This is a genomic window from Agarivorans sp. DSG3-1 (assembly GCF_046774965.1).
Lineage (GTDB): Bacteria > Pseudomonadota > Gammaproteobacteria > Enterobacterales > Celerinatantimonadaceae > Agarivorans.
Genome location: NZ_CP177241.1, coordinates 196,925 through 217,211, shown reverse-complemented (window position 1 = coordinate 217,211; position 20,287 = coordinate 196,925). Strand labels below are relative to the sequence as shown.

Sequence of the window (20,287 nt, the reverse complement as noted above, 5' to 3'; positions counted from 1 at the left end):
AAATAAACCTTTACCAATGCCATTGGAAATGCAGGCCTTGGTAGTTACTGCCGCCTTTAATCCGCCCAAATAGTGAAGAGTTCTCAAAAATACCGGAACGGTGGTGAATATTGTAACCTAGCCACATGTTGTCTAATTCGGGTTTTCTAAATAAATCACCAAGGTTTACATCTAAAGAGAAATCTAAGTAATTAAGTAGTTTGCTGGGTTTATAGCCTTTGCCATCTTCGGCTAGGTCTACTTCTTCAATATAAGTGATGTTAGTCACGTAAGATAAACCCTCGGCCACGCCAAAGCGCCAGCGAATGGGCCAAGTAAAGGTGTAGTAGGCCTTAAACGCGATAACATATTCCAGAATAGGATCTTGAACTTCTGAGCTGTGGTGGTAAGCCAAGCCGGGTGTTAGGTATACATCAATCGGGTAGCCCAACAAGGTTTCACTGAGTAAGTGGCCATAAAATATTGAGCTGAGCTGGTTATTGTATTCGTCTTTTTCGGCCTTGAAGTGAATGATATCGCCAAGGTTAGAAGGGGTTGCCCAAGCGTGAGATACCCGTAAATAGCCTTTTGGCCAATCACCTGAAGTAGTTTGATATTGCTTGTTAAAGAAGCTTATTCCGATAAAGCTTTCAAACTGAAAGTTTTTATCAATAATATCGACTTTTTGCGTTTCGTGGCCTAAATACGTACCGCCTAAGCGGCCGACTAAAAAGAAGTCTCGCCATACTTGATAGCGCATATCTATACCGGCTTTAATATCTACGTCGGCTTTGGTTTCAAACAGTTCTAGGCCGTAATAACGGGTGTTATAGTCGCTGCTTTTGATATGAGCAGTAGCGTAGGGCGCGAAATACCAACGTTTGTAAAACTTTTGCCATGTGAGCTCTAAATTACCGTGTAGGTTACCCACATCATCACTTAGCAGCTCAGTGTTAAAGGAGTAATCGGGTTTAAAGCGCCATTGGCTGCGCAATCCGTAGTCTATGCCGTCACCACGGATTTGATTTTGATACTCAGAAGGAATATCAAAAAAGCGGTAGCGCCCCATAACAGCTACATCGAAATCATCGTCTTTCCAAAATTTATAACCGGCGGCTAGCCCGTCTAGGTAGACCCGTTCACCTTTATAAAAAAACAATGGCACCACATCAGAAACGCTGCTGGTCTCAGAGCGAAAGGGAATGCTGGCATTACGGAAGCCAAAGGCGATGCCCCAATCGTTATTTAGCGGGCCTTCTAACATGGCGCTGGCAGAACTGGTGAAGCTAGTAGATAACAGTGAAACGACAAATAAACTGAAGGTTATAAATTTAAGGGGGTGTTTCACTGTTTGAGTCGTCCATGCTGGCAGCTTTTCGTGCCAATATTGTCGCATGGGTCACAGATAAACGAAAGCTTGTCGGCGAAAGCGGCATAAAGTTTCCATTTTTTAAGGTGTCGCGGGCCACCCAGATTTGTGCCATTTCCAGTACTAAGTAGGTAGAAACAGGGTGTTCTTGATCGAACATAATAAACATAGAAGGGTAGGTGTTTAAGTTGAACTGATCAGCAAAGCGCTCGTGGTCTCGATCGGTATCTATGTTTACCTGCACTTTTACATATTCATTAAGAATACGTTTCAGCTCAGGATCATTTAGGTAGTCTTGCTCAAAGGCAATACAGCGCTGACAAGCTTGGCGGCGCAGGTATAAAAAGACTGGTTTATTGGTGAGTTTAGATTCTCGAATAGCTTGATGATAACCAGCAATATCAAACATCCAGCCATCTTTGGCGCTTACCCCACGGCCTTTCACATGGTAAATGAACATATAACTTAAGGCCGCACCGCCAATGGCGATTAGCACCATGGTGAAGAACGCTTTTTTGAACAACTCAAAACTCATTGCAGGCCTCTTGGGAAATTAACTAAGCATTTGTTTATACAAGCACTTAATTAGCTATCGGCTAGCTAATAGTAAGCTTTAGCGTAGTGGTAGATCAACGGCTGTGGTCATTGGGGAATCGGAGAGTTTTAATAGTGTGAGGAAAGGGCAAAAAAAAGCCCCGTAATAAACGGGGCTTTAAGGTTTAGAGCGACAGCTTATTTAACAAATTCCAAAATTGTTAACTGCTCACCGAGGTAGGCGGTATTGTTACCTGGAACTGGGTAAAGCTGAGAGCTACGCGAGCTGCCATCATCGTTATCGGCTAGGGCAATGTTCCAATCAATGGTGGTGCCGCCCAAGTCTTTAACAGGCAATTCAATGGCAAATTGCATGATGGTGCCATCGTCATTCCATTTAGCAACACGTTTTCCTGGGAAGCTATTTTTCTGGAAATCTTGGCCCACAATACTGCGGAACTGTACAAACTCTTCGCCAACTTTGATAAATATTTCAACGTTGTCTGTTTGCCAATCATCACCACTCGTTACTGTCACATTGTCTTGGCGATGAACCACTCCGTACAAAGTATTTCCAGAGTATGCTACGCGCCATGTGCCGTGAATAATGTCTTGGCTAGGCGGTGTTTGGTCATCTGGAGTGAGTTGGTTAAAGGCAAACGGGTAATGGTAAGCATTTGCCCACTGTGCCAGGCTAAACTCAGCGCTTGGGTCTAGGTCTTTTAGTGGCTCGGCTTTAAAGCTAACCACTTGGCCTTTTAGGCCTTCGCTAATTTCGCGGTTTTGCGCGGTAAAGAATACTTCACCAAAGTCGTGCCCTTGCCAACCATTGTTGGTGCCTGGTACTGGGTATAGTTGAGCATGACGCCCGGCATCTGCGCCAGCATCGTTGTCGGCTAAGGCAATATTGAAACCTAAGGTTGCGCCCGCTAGCTCGGTGGTTTGTTTAGGAGAAATAGAAAACTCCATCACTGTGCCATCTTCACTCCAGTAGTTTTTAATCTCTGCTTGGAAAGCGCTAGGGGCAAACTCTTCACTAACTAAAGCGCGAATTTGAGCAAACTCTTCACCAAAACCAAGGAATACTTCTACCGAATCATTTTCCCATACTTGAGCTTTATTGCTGGTCACGGTTTTATCGTCTTTACGCTCAACACGACCATACAAAGTATTGTCTTTGTACAACATAGCAAAGCGGCCTGAAATATCAGACTCAGCGGGTAAGGTTAAGTCTTTTCCACCTAACTGGTTGTAAGCAAACGGGTAGAATACCGCGTTTTTCCATTTAGCGGCTTGACCATCTAGTTTGAGATGTTGTTCTGCTTCATTACTAATAAAGGCTTCAAAGCGACGACCTGTATCCGCTAGTGGGGCAGGCGGAGCCCAATCAAAGGTGCCTTTTGCTTTTTCTTCAAATACTTTGTTTACCGCCACATAAGCCGGTTTTTCTTTGTATTGTTTATCGAACAACAAGCCGTGATCAAAACCTTTGAACCAATGTGGTATCCAGCTGTATTTATCGCTAATACCCCAAGTGGTAAAGAAGTTAACGTTATCAAAATAAGCACTTAGTTTGGCTAAATCTTCATACATGTTAGCTTGCTGTTGCAATGAGCGATCGCTTGCTTCACCTTGAATGCGAATATCAACTTCAGTGAAGTGGAACTCTAAACCGAGTTCGCTAATGCGTTCAATGTTGGCGGCAATATCAGCTACTCGTGGTGCTACGCCAACGACTAAGTGAGCCTGAGTACCAATGCCATGAATAGGCACCCCTTGTTCTTTTAGTTTTTTAACTAAACGGTAAGCAGCATTGGCTTTAGGGCTTTTACCCTCAGTTGAGTAATCGTTATAAACCAAAATCGCATCAGGATCGGCCTTATGGGCAAATTCAAAGGCTTTAGCAATATACTCTTCACCAATGGTGTTGTACCAAATAGTTTGGCGCCAACCACCGTTGTCATCTAAGGCTTCGTTCACCACATCCCAGTATTGTACTTTGCCTTTGTAATGGCTCACTACTTCGGTAATGTGCTCTTCCATAATTTTCAGCATTTCTTGTTTGCTGAACTCGCCTTCATCTAACCAAGCGGGGTTTTGAATATGCCACACTAGCGCATGACCACGTACCGTCATGTTATTTTCCTGGGCAAAGTCAATCAGCTGGTCGGCTTTGTCGAAGGTAAATTTACCGCGCTCTGGCTGTAGGTAACCCCATTTCATTTCGTTCTCTGGGGTGAGTTGGTTAAACTCGCGGGCCAGTGTTTCGGCAAATTGCTTGTCTTGAAGGTGGCGTGTTTCTAGCGCCGCACCAATAAATTGGTCTTGGTCTTTTACTACGTCACGCAATGGAGCAGCGTTTAGTTGTAACGCACAAAAAGCCGCTGCAACGGCAGCCACTTTGAAAAATCCGGTTTTAATTGCATGCTGGTGCATGGGTCATACTCCTTGAACGGTATTCAGCTTATTGGCTACCTTATCCTCCCTTTTATAGGGTGAGCACTGTGAAAGTTGATAATTGGATTGCGAAAACCCGCTATTGTGAACTGCCTCATGCTTGCATGAACGTTGATGAATCACTTAATAGAATGGAAAAATAGAAGGCTAGAGGCAAGCATAAGCGTGTTGATGTTGAACCGTTTAATAGTAAGCCACAGAGGGATGTTAGCCGGCTTATTTTTGAAAGGGAGAACGCTGTGGGTGCTAGCGCTTATTCAGCAGGGGCTTCTGCGCTATCGTTAGTCGTTTCGTTGGCTTGTTGTTCTTCCATTGCCGCCCGTTCAGCTTTAGAAATATAACGCGGTTTATTGGTTTTCTGATTTTTGGCGTTGGCTTTCTTAGCTCTTTTTTTCAAAGTATCGTTTATTTTCTTTTTGCGGTTCACGTTGCTAGCTCATGGGAGTTGAATGCGATTAATAATAGCAAATTGTTCACTCAACATCTTTAGTTGCGGGACAAACCTCTAAAGATAGTCACTAGCATCCCTGCCAGTAAGTGAAAGGCTAGAATTTAAGCCGCTTGGTCGAGCGCTTGTTGAGCTTGTTTCTGTAGCTGTTCAGCAAGATCAAAGGGCAACCTTAAGGCATAAGCCAAGCCATCTAAATGCGCTTGCTCAGCCGAGTTGTCTACGTTAATCGCAATACAAGATACCAAGTAAAGTTCAGATTTCTGCTCAATGCTGTCAACTCCATTGGCTAGTTCCTCAATGGTGATGGTTTGGCGCATCAATTGAAACAAGGTCGCTTTGGCTTCATCACTTAAGGCCATTTGCTCTACGGCTTCAAATATTCGCTGTTGTTCGGCATCGTCAATGTGGCCATCTGCCTTGGCGGCAGCGATCATTGCTTTAATCAGTGTTAACTGAAATTCGTCATTTAAGGTGGCAGAAGAGCTAAAGCTTTGTTGATTCACTTTGGACATTTGTGCACTGGTATCTGCGCTGTATTTACTGCCGCTTTGTTTTTTCCAATTGCTAAATGCACTGAAGGCCAAGCCTCCAAGTACCGCTGCGCCACCTACCGTGGCTGCTTTGCCGGCAAATTTACGGGCAGACTTATTGCTGACTAGCAAGGCCATTAGTCCGCCTGCGGCGGCTCCCCCTGCTAATCCTCCTGGAATGTTATTGCTGAGTGAACCCAACACGCCCTGGCTTTGTGGAGCGTTTTGCTTGGCACTGTCGGAGCTACCCATAAATTGGTTAAGTAGATTTTGAATACTCATAATAATTCCTCATTGGCTGGGTTAATCGTCACCATTTAAAAAGCCGAGAAGATGCAGCAGGCTGGTGAACAAGTTGAAAATAGCGACAAATAAAGACGTAGTGGCCATGATGTAGTTAGTTTCACCCCCGCGAATAATGTTACTGGTCTCATACAAAATTAAGCCCGACATTAGCAATACAAACATTGCCGATACACCCAATGACAAGGCCGGAATCGAGAACAATATCGCGCCCAATCCTGCAAGAAAGGCAACGATAATGCCCACCATTAAAAAGCCTCCCATAAAGCTAAAGTCTTTTTTACTGGTGATGGCGTACACCGATAGTGAGATAAATATCACTGCGGTGGCCACCATGGCTTGAGTCACTACCATGCCGCCGTTAGGTAAGCTTAAATAGGCAGTTAATATGGGGCCAAGGGTTAAGCCCATAAAACCGGTTAAGGCAAAAACACTCACTAGCCCCCAGCCACTATTGCGCAACTTTACGGTGGCGAACAGCAATCCAAAGTAACCAACTAAGGTCAGAATAATCCCCGGATGTGGCAGGTTTAAGGCCATAGATACCCCTGCACTTGCGCCACTGAATAACAGTGTCATTGACAGCAGTGCATAGGTATTGCGAATCACTTTATTGCTGGCATAAACCGACTCTTTAGCGAGCTGATTTGGCTGCGAAGGGGAATTGGAGATCATATATTTACTCCTTGATGGGCTGCTGAGTGTCGGGAAGGTCGAGCTGCTGTTGTGGATCAAAATAAGCGTATTCCTCATTTAGAAATTCATCATCTAGTGGATCGACCTCGTCATCATGCAAGTTATGGTTTTTATCCTGTAAGTCATAATAATCTTCAACACTGATGTGTGGCGCGCGTAAGGCTTTGTTACGCATGCGGGCGACTTTACGCGTAACAGAGCGGCTAGCTCGACTCGCTGCACGGTCTATTGCGACATAAAGCTGAGCTTGAATATCTTCAATCACCACATCGGCTTGGCCGGCAAGTTTAACTAATATTTGGCAGCGTTTACCGGCACTACCTTTGGTGTCTTTGCTATCGGAAAGCCTTACCGCAATGCGCATAATATTGTCGTATTGGGTACCTAAGGCGAAGTTAATACGGCGGCGAATGTAATCTTGTAAAGACTCGCCTAACGGAAAGTGTTGTGAGTGCATATCAATTTTCATGGTGCCCGGCATAGTTTGCTCCTGGATCCCTAAGGATGATTTGAATCACGAAGCTTTACCTTAATGGTCTTTAATACTTAGGTATACTCGAATATACTTTGCTAATTGTTCGTAAAATACGAAGTGTTTACTGATGATTAACTACAAACATCTGCATTACTTTTGGGTAGCTGCCAAGCAAGGTGGAATTGCTCGAGCCAGTGAGTTACTGCACATTACTCCGCAAACCATTAGTGGCCAAATTAGTTTACTAGAGCAGCACTTTGGTGATGACTTGTTTGTAAAGGTAGGGCGAAATTTAGAGCTCACCGAGACAGGCCGATTGGCGCTGAGTTATGCCGATGAGATCTTCTCATTGGGCGATGAATTAGAAGATGCTTTGCGCAATGGGCCCACCGAGCGTCCGCAAATGCTTAAAGTAGGCATTGCTGAAGTGGTACCTAAAACTATCGCTTATCGCCTGCTTGCCCCAGCATTAAATCTTTCTGATGCTGTACGTATGGTGTGCAAAGAAAATACCTTAGAAAGCCTACTCGCCGAGTTAGCTTTGAACCGATTAGATTTGGTATTGGCCGACGGCCCTGTGCCTCCGGGTTTAGGTGTGCGCGGCTTTAATCATCCTTTGGGTGAAAGTGGTATTAGTTTTTTGGCGGTGCCTGAATTGGCCAAACGTTTAACTGCCGATTTCCCTGCAAGTTTAGATGGCGCACCATTGCTGATCCCAAGTGAAATAAACTTAATGCATGTTCGTTTATTGCAGTGGTTTGATAAACAAAATATTCACCCCAAAATTGTTGGTGAGTTTGATGACAGCGCGTTGATGAAAGCCTTTGGACAAGCAGGCACTGGGGTATTTACCGTACCTACCGCAATTGCCGATGAAGTGGTCAATCAATACAAAGTAGAGGTTATTGGCTGTACTGACGCGGTGCGCGAGCAGTTTTTTGCCATATCTGCCGAACGGCGTGTCAGTAACCCTGCTGTCGTCGCCATTACCGAACAAGCTCGTGAGTGGTTAAAGTAAGCAGTGTAGGGGTTATCTAAGAGGGTTTGTTTGCTTTGTAAACACTTGGCGAATTAGGGCTGGGTTAGGTATCACTTTTAGTAGTTAACACCACTTTTAAAGTAAGTTTATAGATTACACTTGGGCTAACGTCTTTGTTTTAAGGTCTGCTTAATGTCGGCTCACTTTGTTAGCGCTAAAGCGCTTTCCCCTGCGGAATCTTCTACTGTTATCGCCCTAGAGTTTATTCATGACAACGTACTTAAAGTACGAATATCTTTGGATAAAACAGCATTACAAACTAGTCATGATTTGGCTGAACTAGTGGTATTACCGCAAACCGGTATTGCGCCACAAAGCTGTTCTGAACAGCATATTGCTAGTTCCGCGTTAAGGCTTGAACGTGTAGGAACAATGCTGGTGCTTAGCACTACCCAAGGTGAAGAGTTGCTAAGCTTGGCTGATTCCAGCATTCAGCCTCAAGCCGATGGCGAGCAGCATATACAGCAGCAATTTTTAAGTGCTGGTGAGCAAGCATTTTATGGTCTAGGCCAGTATCCCGACGGTATTTTTAATTACCACAATCAGAGCCGAGAAATTTGCCAATCTAACAAAGGTATTGCGGCGCCCATGTTGCTGTCTAGCAAAGGCTATGCGGTATTGTGGAATCAGTTGTCTTTTACTGAGTTTGCCAGCCAGGGTGAAGCGTTTAGCTTTAGCAGTGAAGCGGGCGAATGCATTGAGTTTTATCTGATTTATGGCCCTGAGTTTGATCACATTATTCAACATTATCGAGAGTTAACCGGAGCCGCGCCGTTATTTGGTCGTTGGGCTTATGGCTATTGGCAAAGTAAAGAGCGCTACGTAAATGCAGAGGATTTATTAGCTACCGCTCAAACCTACCGAGATAAAAATATCCCCATCGATAACATTGTTCAAGATTGGAAGTACTGGGGGGAACTCGGTTGGAGTGCCATGCAGTTTGATAAGGCTGCTTTTGGTGATGGCGCTAGCACCATTGCGCAATTGCACGATATGAACTTCAAGTTAATGGTGTCTATTTGGCCGATAGTAGGCAAAGACAGCCCAGTATTTAATGAATTGCTCGAGCAAGGCTACTTATTTGAAACAGAGCACTGGGCCAACGGCCATGTTTACGATGCGTATAGCCAGCAAGGCCGAGACATATACTGGAAACATGTAAAACAAGGTTTAATGGACCTAGGGGTAGACGCTCTGTGGATGGACGGCACTGAGCCTGAATTTATCTCCACTCAGCAGCCTAAAGATGGTGTGGAATATTGTTATCAACAGCGAGATACCGAATTAGGCTCCTGGAAAAAAGTGCTAAATGGGTACTCCTTAATGACCACCCGTGGTGTTTATGAAGTGCAACGCCAGCAAATTAGCCAAGGAGCTGAAGATAAGCGGGTATTTACGCTTAGCCGGTCCAGTTACCTAGGCCAGCAGCGTTATGCCGCTGCCTGTTGGTCGGGCGATATCAGCGCCACGTGGCAGGTACTGCGACAACAAATACCTGCGGGACTTAATTTGTGTGCGGCCGGTTTACCCTATTGGACTACCGACATTGGCGGATTTTTTACCAGTGGTTTTGGTGCTAATTTCCCCGAAGGTGTCGATGACGATGCCTACAAAGAATTGTATGTGCGTTGGTTCCAATATGGCGCGTTTTGCCCTTTATTTCGCTCGCATGGCGCGAATACCCCCAGAGAAATTTATCAGTTTGGCGAGCCTGGTGATTGGGCCTTTGATGCTCTGCTTAAGTTTGACAAATTACGTTATCGCTTATTGCCTTACATCTACTCACAAGCATGGCGGGTGACTCAGCAAGGTGGCACCATGATGCGTTTGTTGGCTTTTGATTTTAGGCAGCAAAACCTGTTACATGATATTAGTGACCAGTTTATGTTTGGCGATAGCCTAATGGTGTGCCCGGTGACTCAAGCAATGTTTCATCAGCAAAACTTGCAGCAACAGCTGATTGCTCCACAACAATTAGCCACAACCAGTGGCCATATTGGAGTGATAGAGCAGCACTTTAGCGATGATGCTTTCAAGCATTTTGTGAGCGAAAAAAACAGTGAAACGCTAGATGGTAATTGGGCGGGTGGGCCGCCAGCAGGTTTGCCTTTGAGTGGTTATAGTGTGCGCTGGTTAGGCTTGTTAACCGCGCCTGTAGACGGCGAATATGATTGGTTGATTCACGCCAATGACGGAGTGCGTTTTTATCTTGATGATGACTTGATTATTGATAGTTGGCAGCCGCAAGCGCAAGTAAACCACAAAGCCAAAAGCCAGCTTCAAGCAGGTAGACAGTACTCTTTGCGGGTAGAGTACGCGCATTGGCAAGGATCATCTAAGTGCAGTTTAAGTTGGGCGCACAGTGGTTTAAGCCAGCAATCTACAGAACTGTTTCCTGCCGAGCGAGATGTGGTGTTACCTGCGGGGGGAGCTTGGTACAACTACTGGAATAAACACTGTTATCAAGGTGGTCAAACCTTAGCCATGGGCACACCTATCGATATAATGCCTTTACTGGTAAAAGCAGGGGCGATTATTCCTCATGGTCCAGATGTTCAATATCATGATGAGCTACCGTGCGATCCGCTCACTATTGAGGTCTATGCTGGAGCTGATGGACAGTTCACGCTGTATGAAGACGAGGGTGATAGCTATCGTTACGAGCAAGGAGAATACTCAGAAATTGATTTCATTTGGCATGACTCAGTTGCGAGTTTAGAAGTAGGGGAGCGGCGTGGTAGCTTTGCTGGCATGTTAGCTAAGCGCACCTTGGCCATCAGGTTTATATCAGCCCATTCTGTTCAACAAAAAACGGTTTCTTACGATGGTCAGTCTCTGAGCATCCAATGTTAACCCCTAATATTAAATTACCCAGTACAGGCTATGGATGTGCTGGGTGTTTACTTTCTTTCTTACATTGTGTTCCGGCAATTGTTTATTTTAATAAATTAAACAATTGCTTGGCATATTCTCTATACTCATTGAAGCAGGCTAAACCACAGGGTTGTAGGTTTAGTTAGGATGCGTAACTTCACTTAGAGAACATGGATATGTTGGATCAAAAAGGATTTGAACGCGGTGCAGTAGAAGCCGCGATTAAGATTGGTTTATTGTTTGTATTAGCCGCGTGGTGTTTCGATATTGTGCGGCCATTTGTTACCCCGGTCGTATGGGCAATGATTTTGGCAGTGGCTTTAAACCCGCTTTATCTCAAACTGAAAAGCCTAGTGGGCAAGGGCGGAGTGGCTGCCAGTATTATGGTATTGATTGCCCTGGCGATTATCCTCATCCCTGGGGTGAAAATAACCACTGCGGCGATAGACAGCGTAGCGGCACTCGGTAAGCAAATTCAGCAAGGTTCTTTTGAAATCCCTCCTCCTTCCAACGCCATCAAAAATTGGCCATTAGTGGGCGAAACCTTGCATGCTCAGTGGTCTTTAGCCGCCAGCGATTTACAGCGTTACTTAACTACTTATGCCAGCGAGGTCGGAGATATTGCAGGTAAAGTTATTGGTGTTGCTGGTGGCTTAATGGGCGGGCTATTAATGTTCTGTTTCTCGGTCATTATTGCGGGTGTATTTATGGCCAATGGTGAAAAGTCGGTGCATGGCGCTACCTTGTTAGCCAAGGCGCTGGCCGGTAAAAATGGCCCTTATCTCACTAATTTGGCCAGTAATACCATTCAAAGCGTTGCTAAAGGTGTATTAGGCGTGGCGGTTATTCAGGCGACGTTATTATCGATTGGTTTCTTTGCGGTAGGTGTACCAGGCGCGGCTGTTTGGTCGGTATTGGTATTAGTATTAGCCATTGCACAGTTACCTCCGGTACTCGTGGTATTGCCGTTGGTGGTGTATGTGTTCAATAACGAATCTACCTTGGTAGCAAGCTTATTTGCTGTTTGGAGCATATTGGCAGGTTTTAGTGAGAATGTGCTGAAGCCATTATTGCTGGGCCGTGGTGTAGACGTGCCAATGTTGGTGATTTTACTGGGCTCTCTAGGCGGTATGATTATGTCTGGTTTTGTGGGCTTGTTCTTAGGTGCTGTTATTCTTGCGGTAAGTTATCGCTTGTTGATGGCTTGGCTTGAGTTAAACAGTGAAGTAGAACCAACAGAGTAACTGCATATTATTGGCTAGCTTAGGCTAGCTAATTTTTTCCTGTTAGATGTAAGAGAAACAAGATGTCGGAAGAGAATCCAGTAGAAACAAACCCTCCAGCCAACCCTTTGCGTAAAAGCTCGTTAGTTGTTTTGCTGCTATGTATTTTAGTTTTTGTTATTTACGTGGTGGGAGACAGAGTAACACCCACCACCGACAATGCGAGAGTATTTGGCTTTGTGGTGCCGGTGGCTGCTTCGGTATCGGGCAAGTTGGTGAACGTGAGTGTGACCAACAATCAATTGGTTAAAAAAGGCCAACCTTTGGCTAAAGTGGCTGAAGAAGAATACGTACTTGCGGTACAACAAGCAGAGGCCACTCTAGAGTTGGCTGGGCAAGAAATAGGTGCTGGTACTGCGGGTGTTTCTGCCGCGCAAGCCCGCTTGTTAGAAGCCAATACGTCTTATCAATCGATTCTTACCGATGCCAACCGTTTGTTTGCGGTAGAAGATAAAAACGTGGTTCCTCAGCAAAATATTGACCGTGCTAGAAACGATGTGGCAAAAGCTAAAGCAACCGTAGCGAAGGCGACCGCTGAGCTAGAACAAGCCAAACAAAGCTTAGGGGTAAGTGGCGACGACAACCCTAAATTGCAGTCTGCCTTAGCTAAGCTAGGCAAAGCGCGCTTAGATTTAAGTAAAACGGTGATTTTGGCACCCAGTGATGGCGGGGTAACAAACCTGCAACTAGAAGCCGGATATTACGCCAACAAAGGTCAGCCGATTATGACTTTTGTGACCACCAAAGAGGTGTGGGTTGAGGCCTACATGCGTGAAAACAATATCGCTAATGTAAAAAATGGTGACCCCGTTGAAATTGCCTTAGATGTTGCCCCTGGCAAGATCTTTAAAGGGGAAGTGGTGTCGATTGGCTTTGCAGTTAACTTTGGTCAGTCTAATAACCTAGGGGTGTTACCGTCTATTCCGCAAACCGCAGGTTGGTTGCGTGACCCGCAACGTTTCCCGGTTATCATCAAGTTTAGTGATGATTCAGCCTATGGTTTACGCCGAATTGGCGCGCAAGCAGATGTGACGATTCACACCGAAGGCACCACACTTATGAAGGTTTTAGCTAAAATCTCTCTGCGGGTGAAAAGCTGGCTGTCTTATGTCTACTAGAGAGGCCACTTTGCTTGCCCCAAGCGCTTCGTTAAAGCGGCATATGCTGCGTTTTAGCCTCGTTAGTAGCTTGATGTTTGTGCTAGCTGTGACACTAGAGTGGGGCATGTCTTATGTGACCGCACTATTTGTTGTTCAGCTGTTGTTGCCGGGCAAACCACCGCTTAATTTAAAGATGGTAAAAACCTTAGCCTTGGCGGTACTCAGTTGTTTTGCTGTAGGCTTGGGCGTAGTACTTATTGCTCAGCCTTATCCTTTATTGCTATTCATTATTTTAGCTTGGTGTTTGTTCTTTGTGTTTTATCGCGCCAACACTGGAATGAACGAGCTAGTGGTGCTGTTTTTGTTGGTGGCGTTGATTGCGTTGCCGATGCTTGCCAGTGTGAGTAGAGCGGCTGCGTCAGGCTTTGTATTTGACTTTATGGTGGCGTTTGTATTAGCGTTACTCATTGTGGCTTTAGTGCACTGGTTGATTCCGTCTGATGATGATTTTCATCAAAAGCCTCCAGTGCCACCGGTCACAGAGTTAACTCAACAATTTGCTATTCGTAAAGCAATAGTCAGCACTATGGTGCTCTTGCCGTTACTGGTGTACTTTTTTGCTTTTCACAAATTATCTGATTTATTGGTGGTGATTTTTGTGGCTATTTTGGCGCAGAATCCGGAGCTAACCAAGGGGGTAAAAGCTAGCTTAGGTATTGTGTTTACCAATATCGTTGGCGGCTTAATTGCTTTGCTGGCGTTTAATCTATTAGAAGCGGTGCCGCACCTATTGTTTTTGAGTTTGCTGATAACCCTGATTTTCATGCTTATTGCCCAAGCCATTTATTTACACCCTAAAGGCGCCATCGTGGCGGCGGGTTTGTCGGCTTTTATCATAGTGTTAGCTAGCACCATCGGCACCGGTGGCGGCGAAGCAAGCACTAAGTTTTATGGACGGATCTTTCAACTTTCTATGGTAGGAGTTTACGTAGTGGGCAGCTTTTATATTGTGCACAAGTTGGATTGGTTAAAGTTGAGTGTGCAAAAGTAGCCGCTTAGCAATAATGCTTATGTGGTTTTTTCTTGTTCTTCTTTATTTACTGCAAAGCTGCAAGGCGGTATTTCTATTACTAGTTCTCGTAAATGTTTTGGTTGCGGGATGTCGGATTCGGCAATATCGAGTTGGCTTGCTAAAAGCAGACTGAACATTTTCCAGCTTTTAAGCTGGCAGTAGTCTCGGGTTTCACCTGGATAAGGTTTAGCTAACAAAGGCGCAAGGGTGGTAGATGAGGTAGCAAAAATGGTGAGTAACCATTTTAATTCGCCTATGTTGAAGTGCTTGAGGTAACCCTGCTGTTGGCACTTTTCGACTAAAGCATCGATAATATCACGCACTTGGTCTTCTTCTTCTAAAAAGTATTCAAACAGCTCTTGTTCATTTTTAACTGCATCGTTTAGTAAACGAATAGGTTGCGGGTCCACTTGAAGTTTGGCTAATAAGCGCGTGAGTAGATCAAATAATTGGTGACGACTCGATAAATCTTTTCCTTGCTGGGCTACCAGTTGGTTTACATATTCTTGAAAGTGTAAATGCATACAGTCACATATATGCTGCCAAATCTGTAACTTAGAACCGAAGTGATGGCGAATTAAGGTATGAGACACCCCTGCTTGTTCACTAATACCACGTAATGAAACAGCCGCATAACCCTTGTCACTGAATAGATCTGCGGCGGCAATTAAAATTTCTCGGCGGGTTTCTTCAGCCGCTTTTGCTGTTTGTCTACCTGTGCGTTTCTCAATCATCTTCTACAATTACTTCATTCAAGTTAATCAGTCTGCACTGAACTAGGGCGTAGTCTAACATAACTTTTACTTTCCAGGTGGAAAGTAAAGCTTGCTAGAATAAGATTTGCCCAATATACTTTCCGCCTGGAAAGCATAGTTGACTGTTTTGTTCAATCGGAGTAATTAATGAGAACGTGTCTAAGCCACCGAGTCGTATGGCAGCGCCTTGGTCTAGTCAGTATTTTGATGATGTTTTTACAAGCCTGCGAGCCGGCTTATTCGGAGCCTGTTACCGAGCTTGTGAAACCGGTAAAGTTGCTGGTTGTGCCAGAAACATTTAACTCAGTTGACTACAACTTTGTCGCTCAAGTGCAAGCCACTAACCGAGCCCAACTTGCTTTCCAAGTAACGGGCGAAATTGACCAGCTTAATGTTCGCATGGGCGAGTTTGTTGAAAAAGGCGACTTGTTGGCTAGCTTGGATCCGCATGATTTTCAGCTAGCGGTAGATGCTCACCAAGCCCAATTTGAATTACAGAAAGCTAGACGTAATCGTTCTGAGCAATTGTTCGCCAAAAAACTTATCTCTGAAGATAACTACGATCAGGTGCAAACGGCTTACACCGAAGCCGAAGCTAACCTAGACCAAGCCGTCACAGATTTAGCCTACAGCAAATTACACGCACCTTTCTCAGGCGTAGTATCACTGACCTACGCCAAGCAATATCAATATGTAGGTGCTAAACAAGCAGTGCTGAGCCTATTGGGAACAGAGCAATTAGATTTAGTATTTAATCTTCCGGTGACCATTACTGAGCGTTTAGATTTAGCCCAATTACGCGAAGCAAAATTGTGGGTCACTTTAGGCAACTTTAAAGGTGTAGAGCTTCCTGCTCGCTTTAAAGAAATTTCAACTCAGCCAGATCCTGATACCAACAGTTATTCGGTCACCCTAACTATTCTTCGCCCCGAGCACCTGAACATACTACCGGGTATGTCGGGCGCGGTTTATGTGCGTAATGAATCAGAATCAGATAACGGTTTAGCCTTACCTAAAGGTGCATTTTTTAATATAGAGGAACAACAGGCACAGGTTTGGCGTGTATCGCCAGACAATATGCGTGTAGAGGCAGTTACCGTGGAACTAAATTTACAAGGCTTAGTCATTGATGGACTTAGCGCTGGAGACAGTATTGTAGCGGCAGGGGCTAAGTCCTTAACTGCCGGACAAATTATTAGACCGTGGCAGCGCGAGGGAGGAATTTAATGATGAATTCTACTGTTAAAGCCTTAGCGTTAAGTGGTTCTGTTTTGCTGCTGGCTGCTTGTAGCGAGCCTCAAGAAGTGCAAACTATTCCAAGCTTAAACGTTATTACTATTACCATTAGTGAATCTGCCGCTCAGCCAGAGCGCGAATTTAACGCACGTGTAGAACCTGCAGAGCTAACGCCTTTGTCGTTTCGAGTTGCCGGCGAACTTACCGCTATGTCGATTAAACCTGGGCAAAAGGTTAGCAAAGGCCAATTGTTAGCACAGTTAGATGATCGCAAAATCAAACAGCAAGTCAATGATGCTAAAGCCACCTTTAGTTTGGCCGAACGCCAGTTAAACCGAGCCCAAGGCTTGGTGGGTAAAAGCTTACTGTCTCAAGAAGAGTACGACGAGCTAGAAGCAAACTTTAAACTGGCCGGTATTGACTACCAGCTTGCGCAGTCGCAACTTAACTACACCCAGTTACGCGCGCCCTTTAGTGGTTTAGTGGCCGAGGTGCCTAAGCAATCCTTTGAGAATGTAGCGCCAGGGGAAACTGCGATATCGATTTACCAAGATGATTTAGTCTACGTGCGTTTGCAGCTGCCCGATAATTTATTAGCGCAAATTGACCCCACTGAGCGTAACTATACCTATCAACCAAAGGCAAGGTTTGCAGGGACTAGCGAATTACACACCCTAACGTTTTTGGAGCATACCTCTGAACCAAACCCTGAAACCCAAGCGTTTGAAGTATGGATGAGAATGAAACAAGTTTCGCCCGCCATATTACCGGGTACTGCAGTAACCATGTTTGTGGATTTAGACGCCGCAGGTTTAGTGGGCAAAAGTGGTTACCTTTTACCGATGACTGCCATAGACCCAGGCAGCAGCGACCAACAGTTTTATGTATGGAAAGTGATAGAAGGTCTCGCTCAAAAAGTGGAAGTAAAAGTGGCACAAATTCATACCGAAGGTGTATTGGTTAGCGAGGGCTTAGCTCAAGGTGATCAAATCATAGTATCTAGCCTCGCTCGCTTAAGAAATGGCCGAGCAGTTAACAGTAATTTGCAGGAGCAATAAGCGTGACCATTGCTGAGTATTCAATAAAAAATAAAGTCATTAGCTGGATGTTTTTGGTCATACTTGCTGTGGGTGGTGTCGTGTCGTTTGGCGAGTTAGGCCGCTTGGAAGATCCACCGTTTACCGTAAAAGATGCCATGGTGATTACCTCTTATCCGGGGGCTACGTCTACTGAAGTGGAAGAAGAGCTAACTTATCCTTTAGAAAAGGCGATTAGGCAGCTTCCTTATATCGACAAGATCACTTCTACCTCTTCTGCAGGCTTATCGCAGATTATGGTGAGCATGAAGATGGACTACGGTTCTGATGAGTTGCCACAAATTTGGGATGAATTACGCCGTAAAGTGAACGACTTGGAGCCGTCGTTGCCACCGGGTGTTAATCCCGTTCAGGTGATGGATGACTTTGGAGATGTTTATGGTGTGATGTTAATGATCACCGGAGACAACTATTCGTATGTAGAACTAAAACGTTATGTTGATTACCTGACTCGCGAGTTAGAGCTGGTTGAAGGTATTGGCAAAATTAGTTTAGCGGGTGACCAACATGAGCAGTTATATGTAGAGATGTCGCTAAAGCGTGTTTCAGCACTTAACCTCGATATGACAACCATAGCGGGCTTATTGACCCAGCAGAATGCGGTGATTAGTGCGGGTGAAGTTACCTTAAACTCACAAACTCTAAAACTACGCCCAAGTGGCGAACTTAACTCAATCGAAACCTTTGAAAACCTGATTATTCATGGTCGTGATACCGGTAATTTAATCCGTTTAAAAGACGTGGCTACCGTTTCTAGAGACGTACAAGAAGTGCCAAGTAATTTGCTGAATTACAACGGTCAACCAGCCCTAAACTTAGGGATTGCCTTTTCAAAAGGGGTAAACGTAGTAAAAGTAGGCGAAGCCTTGGATGTGCGCTTAGCTGAACTAGAAAACATTAAGCCAGCAGGTGTGCAAATTCACACCTTATATAACCAAGCAAAAGAAGTTGATCAGTCGGTAAGTGGCTTTGTATTAAGCTTGGCGCAAGCGGTTGGCATTGTGATTGTGGTGTTGCTGTTTACCATGGGATTACGCAGCGGTGTCATTATAGGCGCGGTATTGTTGCTCACGGTATTAGGTACCTTTATCTTGATGAGCATTTACGATGTGGAATTACATCGTATTTCTTTAGGCGCGTTAATTATTGCCCTAGGGATGCTGGTGGATAATGCCATTGTGGTGGTCGAGGGCATATTGGTTGGCTTGCAACGTGGCCGCACTAAAGTGCAAGCAGCAGTTGATATTGTAGAGCAAACTAAGTGGCCATTATTGGGTGCTACGGTTATCGCTATCATTGCTTTTGCTCCCATTGGTTTGTCGCCAGACGCTACTGGTGAGTTTATGGGCTCACTCTTTTGGGTATTGTGTTTCTCGCTATTTTTAAGCTGGGTCACTGCTATTACCCTTACGCCGTTCTTGGCAAACTTACTGCTTTCGTCAAAAACTGGTGAGCAAGAGCAAAGCAACGAAGACCCCTATAAAGGTTTATTGTTTGTGGTGTTTGGCCGCCTGTTAAAATTCTGTTTACGTTTTAGAATGTTAACAATTGTGCTGATGTTGGCCATGTTAGCGGGGGCATTCTACGGCTTTAGTTTAGTGAAGAACTCATTCTTCCCGCCGTCAAATACCCCTATGTTTTACGTAGACATGTGGATGCCAGAAGGCACTGACATCCGTGAAACCTATAAAGAAGTACAACAAGTTGAAGGCTACTTATTAGAGAAAGACCAAGTGGAGTTTGTTACCTCAACGACTGGCCAAGGTTTGCAGCGTTTTAGCCTTACTTACAGCCCTGAAAAAAGCTATGAAGCCTTTGCGCAGTTGCAAGTTAGGGTAACTGATCGCGAGCAGATGCTAGATCTAATGCGCGATTTAGACGTGAGTTTACGGGATAAGTTTAAAAGGGTGAGCTTCCAGTTCCGCTTGATGGATATTGGACCTTCACCAGCCTCAAAAATTGAAGCTAGAATCATTGGTCCGGATCCGCAGGTATTGCGTGATTTAGCTGTTCAGGTTGAAGATATTATAGGTGCCGATTCTGGTGCCAGAAATATTCGCCACGATTGGCGAGAGCGTACCAAAGATTTGCTCCCTCAATTTAACGAGTCACAAGCACGCCGTTTAGGTATTTCCAAGCAAGATTTAGCGGATACGCTACAAATGGCCTTTGGTGGCAGTGCGATTGGCTTGTTTAGAGACGGCACCGAAATGCTGCCTATTGTGGTTCGCTTGCCGGTTGATGAACGGGTTGATTTTTCTACCGTACAAAACCTTAAATTGTGGAGCCCCGCACTACAAACTTATGTGCCTATTCAGCAAGTGGTCGACGATATTTCGCTAGATTGGGTAGAGCCATTAATCCAGCGCCAAGATCGTAAACGAACGCTAACAGTATTGGCTGACCACGATATTTTGGGGGATGAAACTGCAGCTAGCTTGTTTACGAGAGTGAGACCAAAAGTAGAAGCGATAGACTTACCGGTTGGTTACTCTTTGGAGTGGGGCGGCGAGTATGAGTCGTCTAAAGACGCACAAGAGTCTTTGTTTAGCTCACTGCCTATGGGTTATTTGTTCATGTTCATCATTACGGTGTTCTTGTTCAACTCGATTCGTCAGCCGATTGTTATTTGGTTAACGGTACCGCTAGCGGTGATTGGGGTAGCAGTTGGCTTACTCTCTACTAATTCAGCCTTCAGTTTCACTGCTTTGTTGGGGGTATTAAGCTTGAGCGGTATGGTGCTTAAAAATGGCATTGTATTGATGGATCAAATCAACTTAGAAACCCATTCAGGCAAAGACCCTTATCAAGCAGTGGTAGACAGTGCCATTAGCCGGGTAAGGCCAGTAAGCATGGCGGCCTTAACCACTATTTTGGGTATGATTCCGCTCGTATTTGACGCCTTCTTTGGCTCAATGGCTGTCACCATCATGTTTGGCTTAGGCTTTGCGACTGTGCTTACCTTGGTGATTGTTCCGGTATTGTATGCTTTGTTTTATCGTATCAAACCGAGCGTAAATCCAGCCTAGTAACGGGT

The 20,287-nt window shown here is 44.9% G+C and carries 16 protein-coding genes; 8 read left to right on the top strand and 8 right to left on the bottom strand.

Going from position 1 to position 20,287, the window contains the following annotated elements:
• Positions 1-10 precede the first annotated feature (10 nt).
• The 7 genes from ACLD71_RS01020 to ACLD71_RS00990 form a co-directional block, all read right to left on the bottom strand.
• The gene (locus tag ACLD71_RS01020; protein WP_411992472.1) at positions 11-1,327 is read right to left on the bottom strand and encodes a MipA/OmpV family protein; all 1,317 of its coding nucleotides are present in this window, start codon (positions 1,325-1,327) and stop codon (positions 11-13) included.
• Positions 1,311-1,883 carry a thioredoxin family protein gene (locus ACLD71_RS01015; protein WP_137674248.1) on the bottom strand — a complete coding sequence of 191 codons (573 nt, stop codon included), beginning with the start codon at positions 1,881-1,883 and terminating at the stop codon, positions 1,311-1,313. The genes ACLD71_RS01020 and ACLD71_RS01015 overlap by 17 nt, the downstream gene beginning before the upstream one ends.
• Positions 1,884-2,080: 197 nt before the next feature.
• Positions 2,081-4,318, bottom strand: a complete 2,238-nt coding sequence (locus ACLD71_RS01010; protein ID WP_411992470.1) for an endo-1,4-beta-xylanase — start codon at positions 4,316-4,318, stop codon at positions 2,081-2,083.
• Positions 4,319-4,592: 274 nt separating this feature from the next.
• Complete coding sequence (locus ACLD71_RS01005; RefSeq protein WP_137674246.1) at positions 4,593-4,766, bottom strand: DUF2986 domain-containing protein; 174 nt, start codon at positions 4,764-4,766, stop codon at positions 4,593-4,595.
• A 125-nt stretch (positions 4,767-4,891) separates the two neighbouring features.
• Entirely contained in the window at positions 4,892-5,602 is a 711-nt protein-coding gene (locus ACLD71_RS01000) for a tellurite resistance TerB family protein (protein WP_411992468.1), read from the bottom strand.
• Between the two features lie 21 nt (positions 5,603-5,623).
• Positions 5,624-6,298, bottom strand: coding sequence for a Bax inhibitor-1/YccA family protein (locus tag ACLD71_RS00995; RefSeq protein WP_137674244.1), 675 nt, complete (start codon positions 6,296-6,298; stop codon positions 5,624-5,626).
• Between the two features lie 4 nt (positions 6,299-6,302).
• Complete coding sequence (locus ACLD71_RS00990; RefSeq protein WP_411992466.1) at positions 6,303-6,800, bottom strand: HPF/RaiA family ribosome-associated protein; 498 nt, start codon at positions 6,798-6,800, stop codon at positions 6,303-6,305.
• 121 nt (positions 6,801-6,921) lie between these two features.
• Here ACLD71_RS00990 and nhaR point away from each other — a divergent pair, with 121 nt between their 5' ends.
• The 5 genes from nhaR (at position 6,922) to ACLD71_RS00965 (ending at position 14,141) form a co-directional block, all read left to right on the top strand.
• A complete protein-coding gene (gene nhaR / locus ACLD71_RS00985; protein WP_411992464.1) occupies positions 6,922-7,812 on the top strand; it encodes a transcriptional activator NhaR in 891 nt (296 codons plus the stop codon).
• 153 nt (positions 7,813-7,965) lie between these two features.
• Positions 7,966-10,686 (top strand): TIM-barrel domain-containing protein, encoded by a 2,721-nt coding sequence (locus tag ACLD71_RS00980; RefSeq protein WP_411992462.1) that lies wholly within the window; start codon positions 7,966-7,968, stop codon positions 10,684-10,686.
• Positions 10,687-10,883: 197 nt separating this feature from the next.
• Complete coding sequence (locus ACLD71_RS00975; RefSeq protein ID WP_161985181.1) at positions 10,884-11,951, top strand: AI-2E family transporter; 1,068 nt, start codon at positions 10,884-10,886, stop codon at positions 11,949-11,951.
• Between the two features lie 62 nt (positions 11,952-12,013).
• Complete coding sequence (locus ACLD71_RS00970; protein ID WP_411992460.1) at positions 12,014-13,108, top strand: HlyD family secretion protein; 1,095 nt, start codon at positions 12,014-12,016, stop codon at positions 13,106-13,108.
• Positions 13,098-14,141, top strand: a complete 1,044-nt coding sequence (locus ACLD71_RS00965) for a DUF2955 domain-containing protein (protein ID WP_411992458.1) — start codon at positions 13,098-13,100, stop codon at positions 14,139-14,141. Before ACLD71_RS00970 ends, ACLD71_RS00965 begins: the two co-directional genes overlap by 11 nt.
• Positions 14,142-14,158: 17 nt before the next feature.
• Here ACLD71_RS00965 and ACLD71_RS00960 read toward each other — a convergent pair whose 3' ends face one another.
• Complete coding sequence (locus ACLD71_RS00960) at positions 14,159-14,896, bottom strand: TetR/AcrR family transcriptional regulator (RefSeq protein WP_137674237.1); 738 nt, start codon at positions 14,894-14,896, stop codon at positions 14,159-14,161.
• Positions 14,897-15,064: 168 nt separating this feature from the next.
• On the opposite strand from ACLD71_RS00960, the gene ACLD71_RS00955 reads away from it, so the two are divergent.
• Genes ACLD71_RS00955 through ACLD71_RS00945 form a run of 3 tightly spaced genes read left to right on the top strand, consistent with a single transcriptional unit; the run spans position 15,065 to position 20,279 of the window.
• On the top strand, positions 15,065-16,144 hold the full coding sequence (locus ACLD71_RS00955) for an efflux RND transporter periplasmic adaptor subunit (protein WP_411992456.1): 1,080 nt from the start codon (positions 15,065-15,067) through the stop codon (positions 16,142-16,144).
• Positions 16,144-17,211 carry an efflux RND transporter periplasmic adaptor subunit gene (locus tag ACLD71_RS00950; protein ID WP_137674235.1) on the top strand — a complete coding sequence of 356 codons (1,068 nt, stop codon included), beginning with the start codon at positions 16,144-16,146 and terminating at the stop codon, positions 17,209-17,211. Before ACLD71_RS00955 ends, ACLD71_RS00950 begins: the two co-directional genes overlap by 1 nt.
• 2 nt (positions 17,212-17,213) lie before the next feature.
• Complete coding sequence (locus ACLD71_RS00945) at positions 17,214-20,279, top strand: efflux RND transporter permease subunit (protein ID WP_411992454.1); 3,066 nt, start codon at positions 17,214-17,216, stop codon at positions 20,277-20,279.
• Positions 20,280-20,287: the final 8 nt, after the last annotated feature.

Bases quoted from the DNA above. Each gene is read 5' to 3' on its own strand.
- ACLD71_RS01015 (WP_137674248.1), bottom strand. From the start codon at position 1,883: ATGAGTTTTGAGTTGTTCAAAAAAGCGTTCTTCACCATGGTGCTAATC.
- ACLD71_RS01010 (WP_411992470.1), bottom strand. From the start codon at position 4,318: ATGCACCAGCATGCAATTAAAACCGGATTTTTCAAAGTGGCTGCCGTT.
- ACLD71_RS01000 (WP_411992468.1), bottom strand. From the start codon at position 5,602: ATGAGTATTCAAAATCTACTTAACCAATTTATGGGTAGCTCCGACAGT.
- ACLD71_RS00995 (WP_137674244.1), bottom strand. From the start codon at position 6,298: ATGATCTCCAATTCCCCTTCGCAGCCAAATCAGCTCGCTAAAGAGTCG.
- ACLD71_RS00990 (WP_411992466.1), bottom strand. From the start codon at position 6,800: ATGCCGGGCACCATGAAAATTGATATGCACTCACAACACTTTCCGTTA.
- nhaR (WP_411992464.1), top strand. From the start codon at position 6,922: ATGATTAACTACAAACATCTGCATTACTTTTGGGTAGCTGCCAAGCAA.
- ACLD71_RS00980 (WP_411992462.1), top strand. From the start codon at position 7,966: ATGTCGGCTCACTTTGTTAGCGCTAAAGCGCTTTCCCCTGCGGAATCT.
- ACLD71_RS00975 (WP_161985181.1), top strand. From the start codon at position 10,884: ATGTTGGATCAAAAAGGATTTGAACGCGGTGCAGTAGAAGCCGCGATT.
- ACLD71_RS00970 (WP_411992460.1), top strand. From the start codon at position 12,014: ATGTCGGAAGAGAATCCAGTAGAAACAAACCCTCCAGCCAACCCTTTG.
- ACLD71_RS00965 (WP_411992458.1), top strand. From the start codon at position 13,098: ATGTCTACTAGAGAGGCCACTTTGCTTGCCCCAAGCGCTTCGTTAAAG.
- ACLD71_RS00960 (WP_137674237.1), bottom strand. From the start codon at position 14,896: ATGATTGAGAAACGCACAGGTAGACAAACAGCAAAAGCGGCTGAAGAA.
- ACLD71_RS00955 (WP_411992456.1), top strand. From the start codon at position 15,065: ATGAGAACGTGTCTAAGCCACCGAGTCGTATGGCAGCGCCTTGGTCTA.
- ACLD71_RS00950 (WP_137674235.1), top strand. From the start codon at position 16,144: ATGATGAATTCTACTGTTAAAGCCTTAGCGTTAAGTGGTTCTGTTTTG.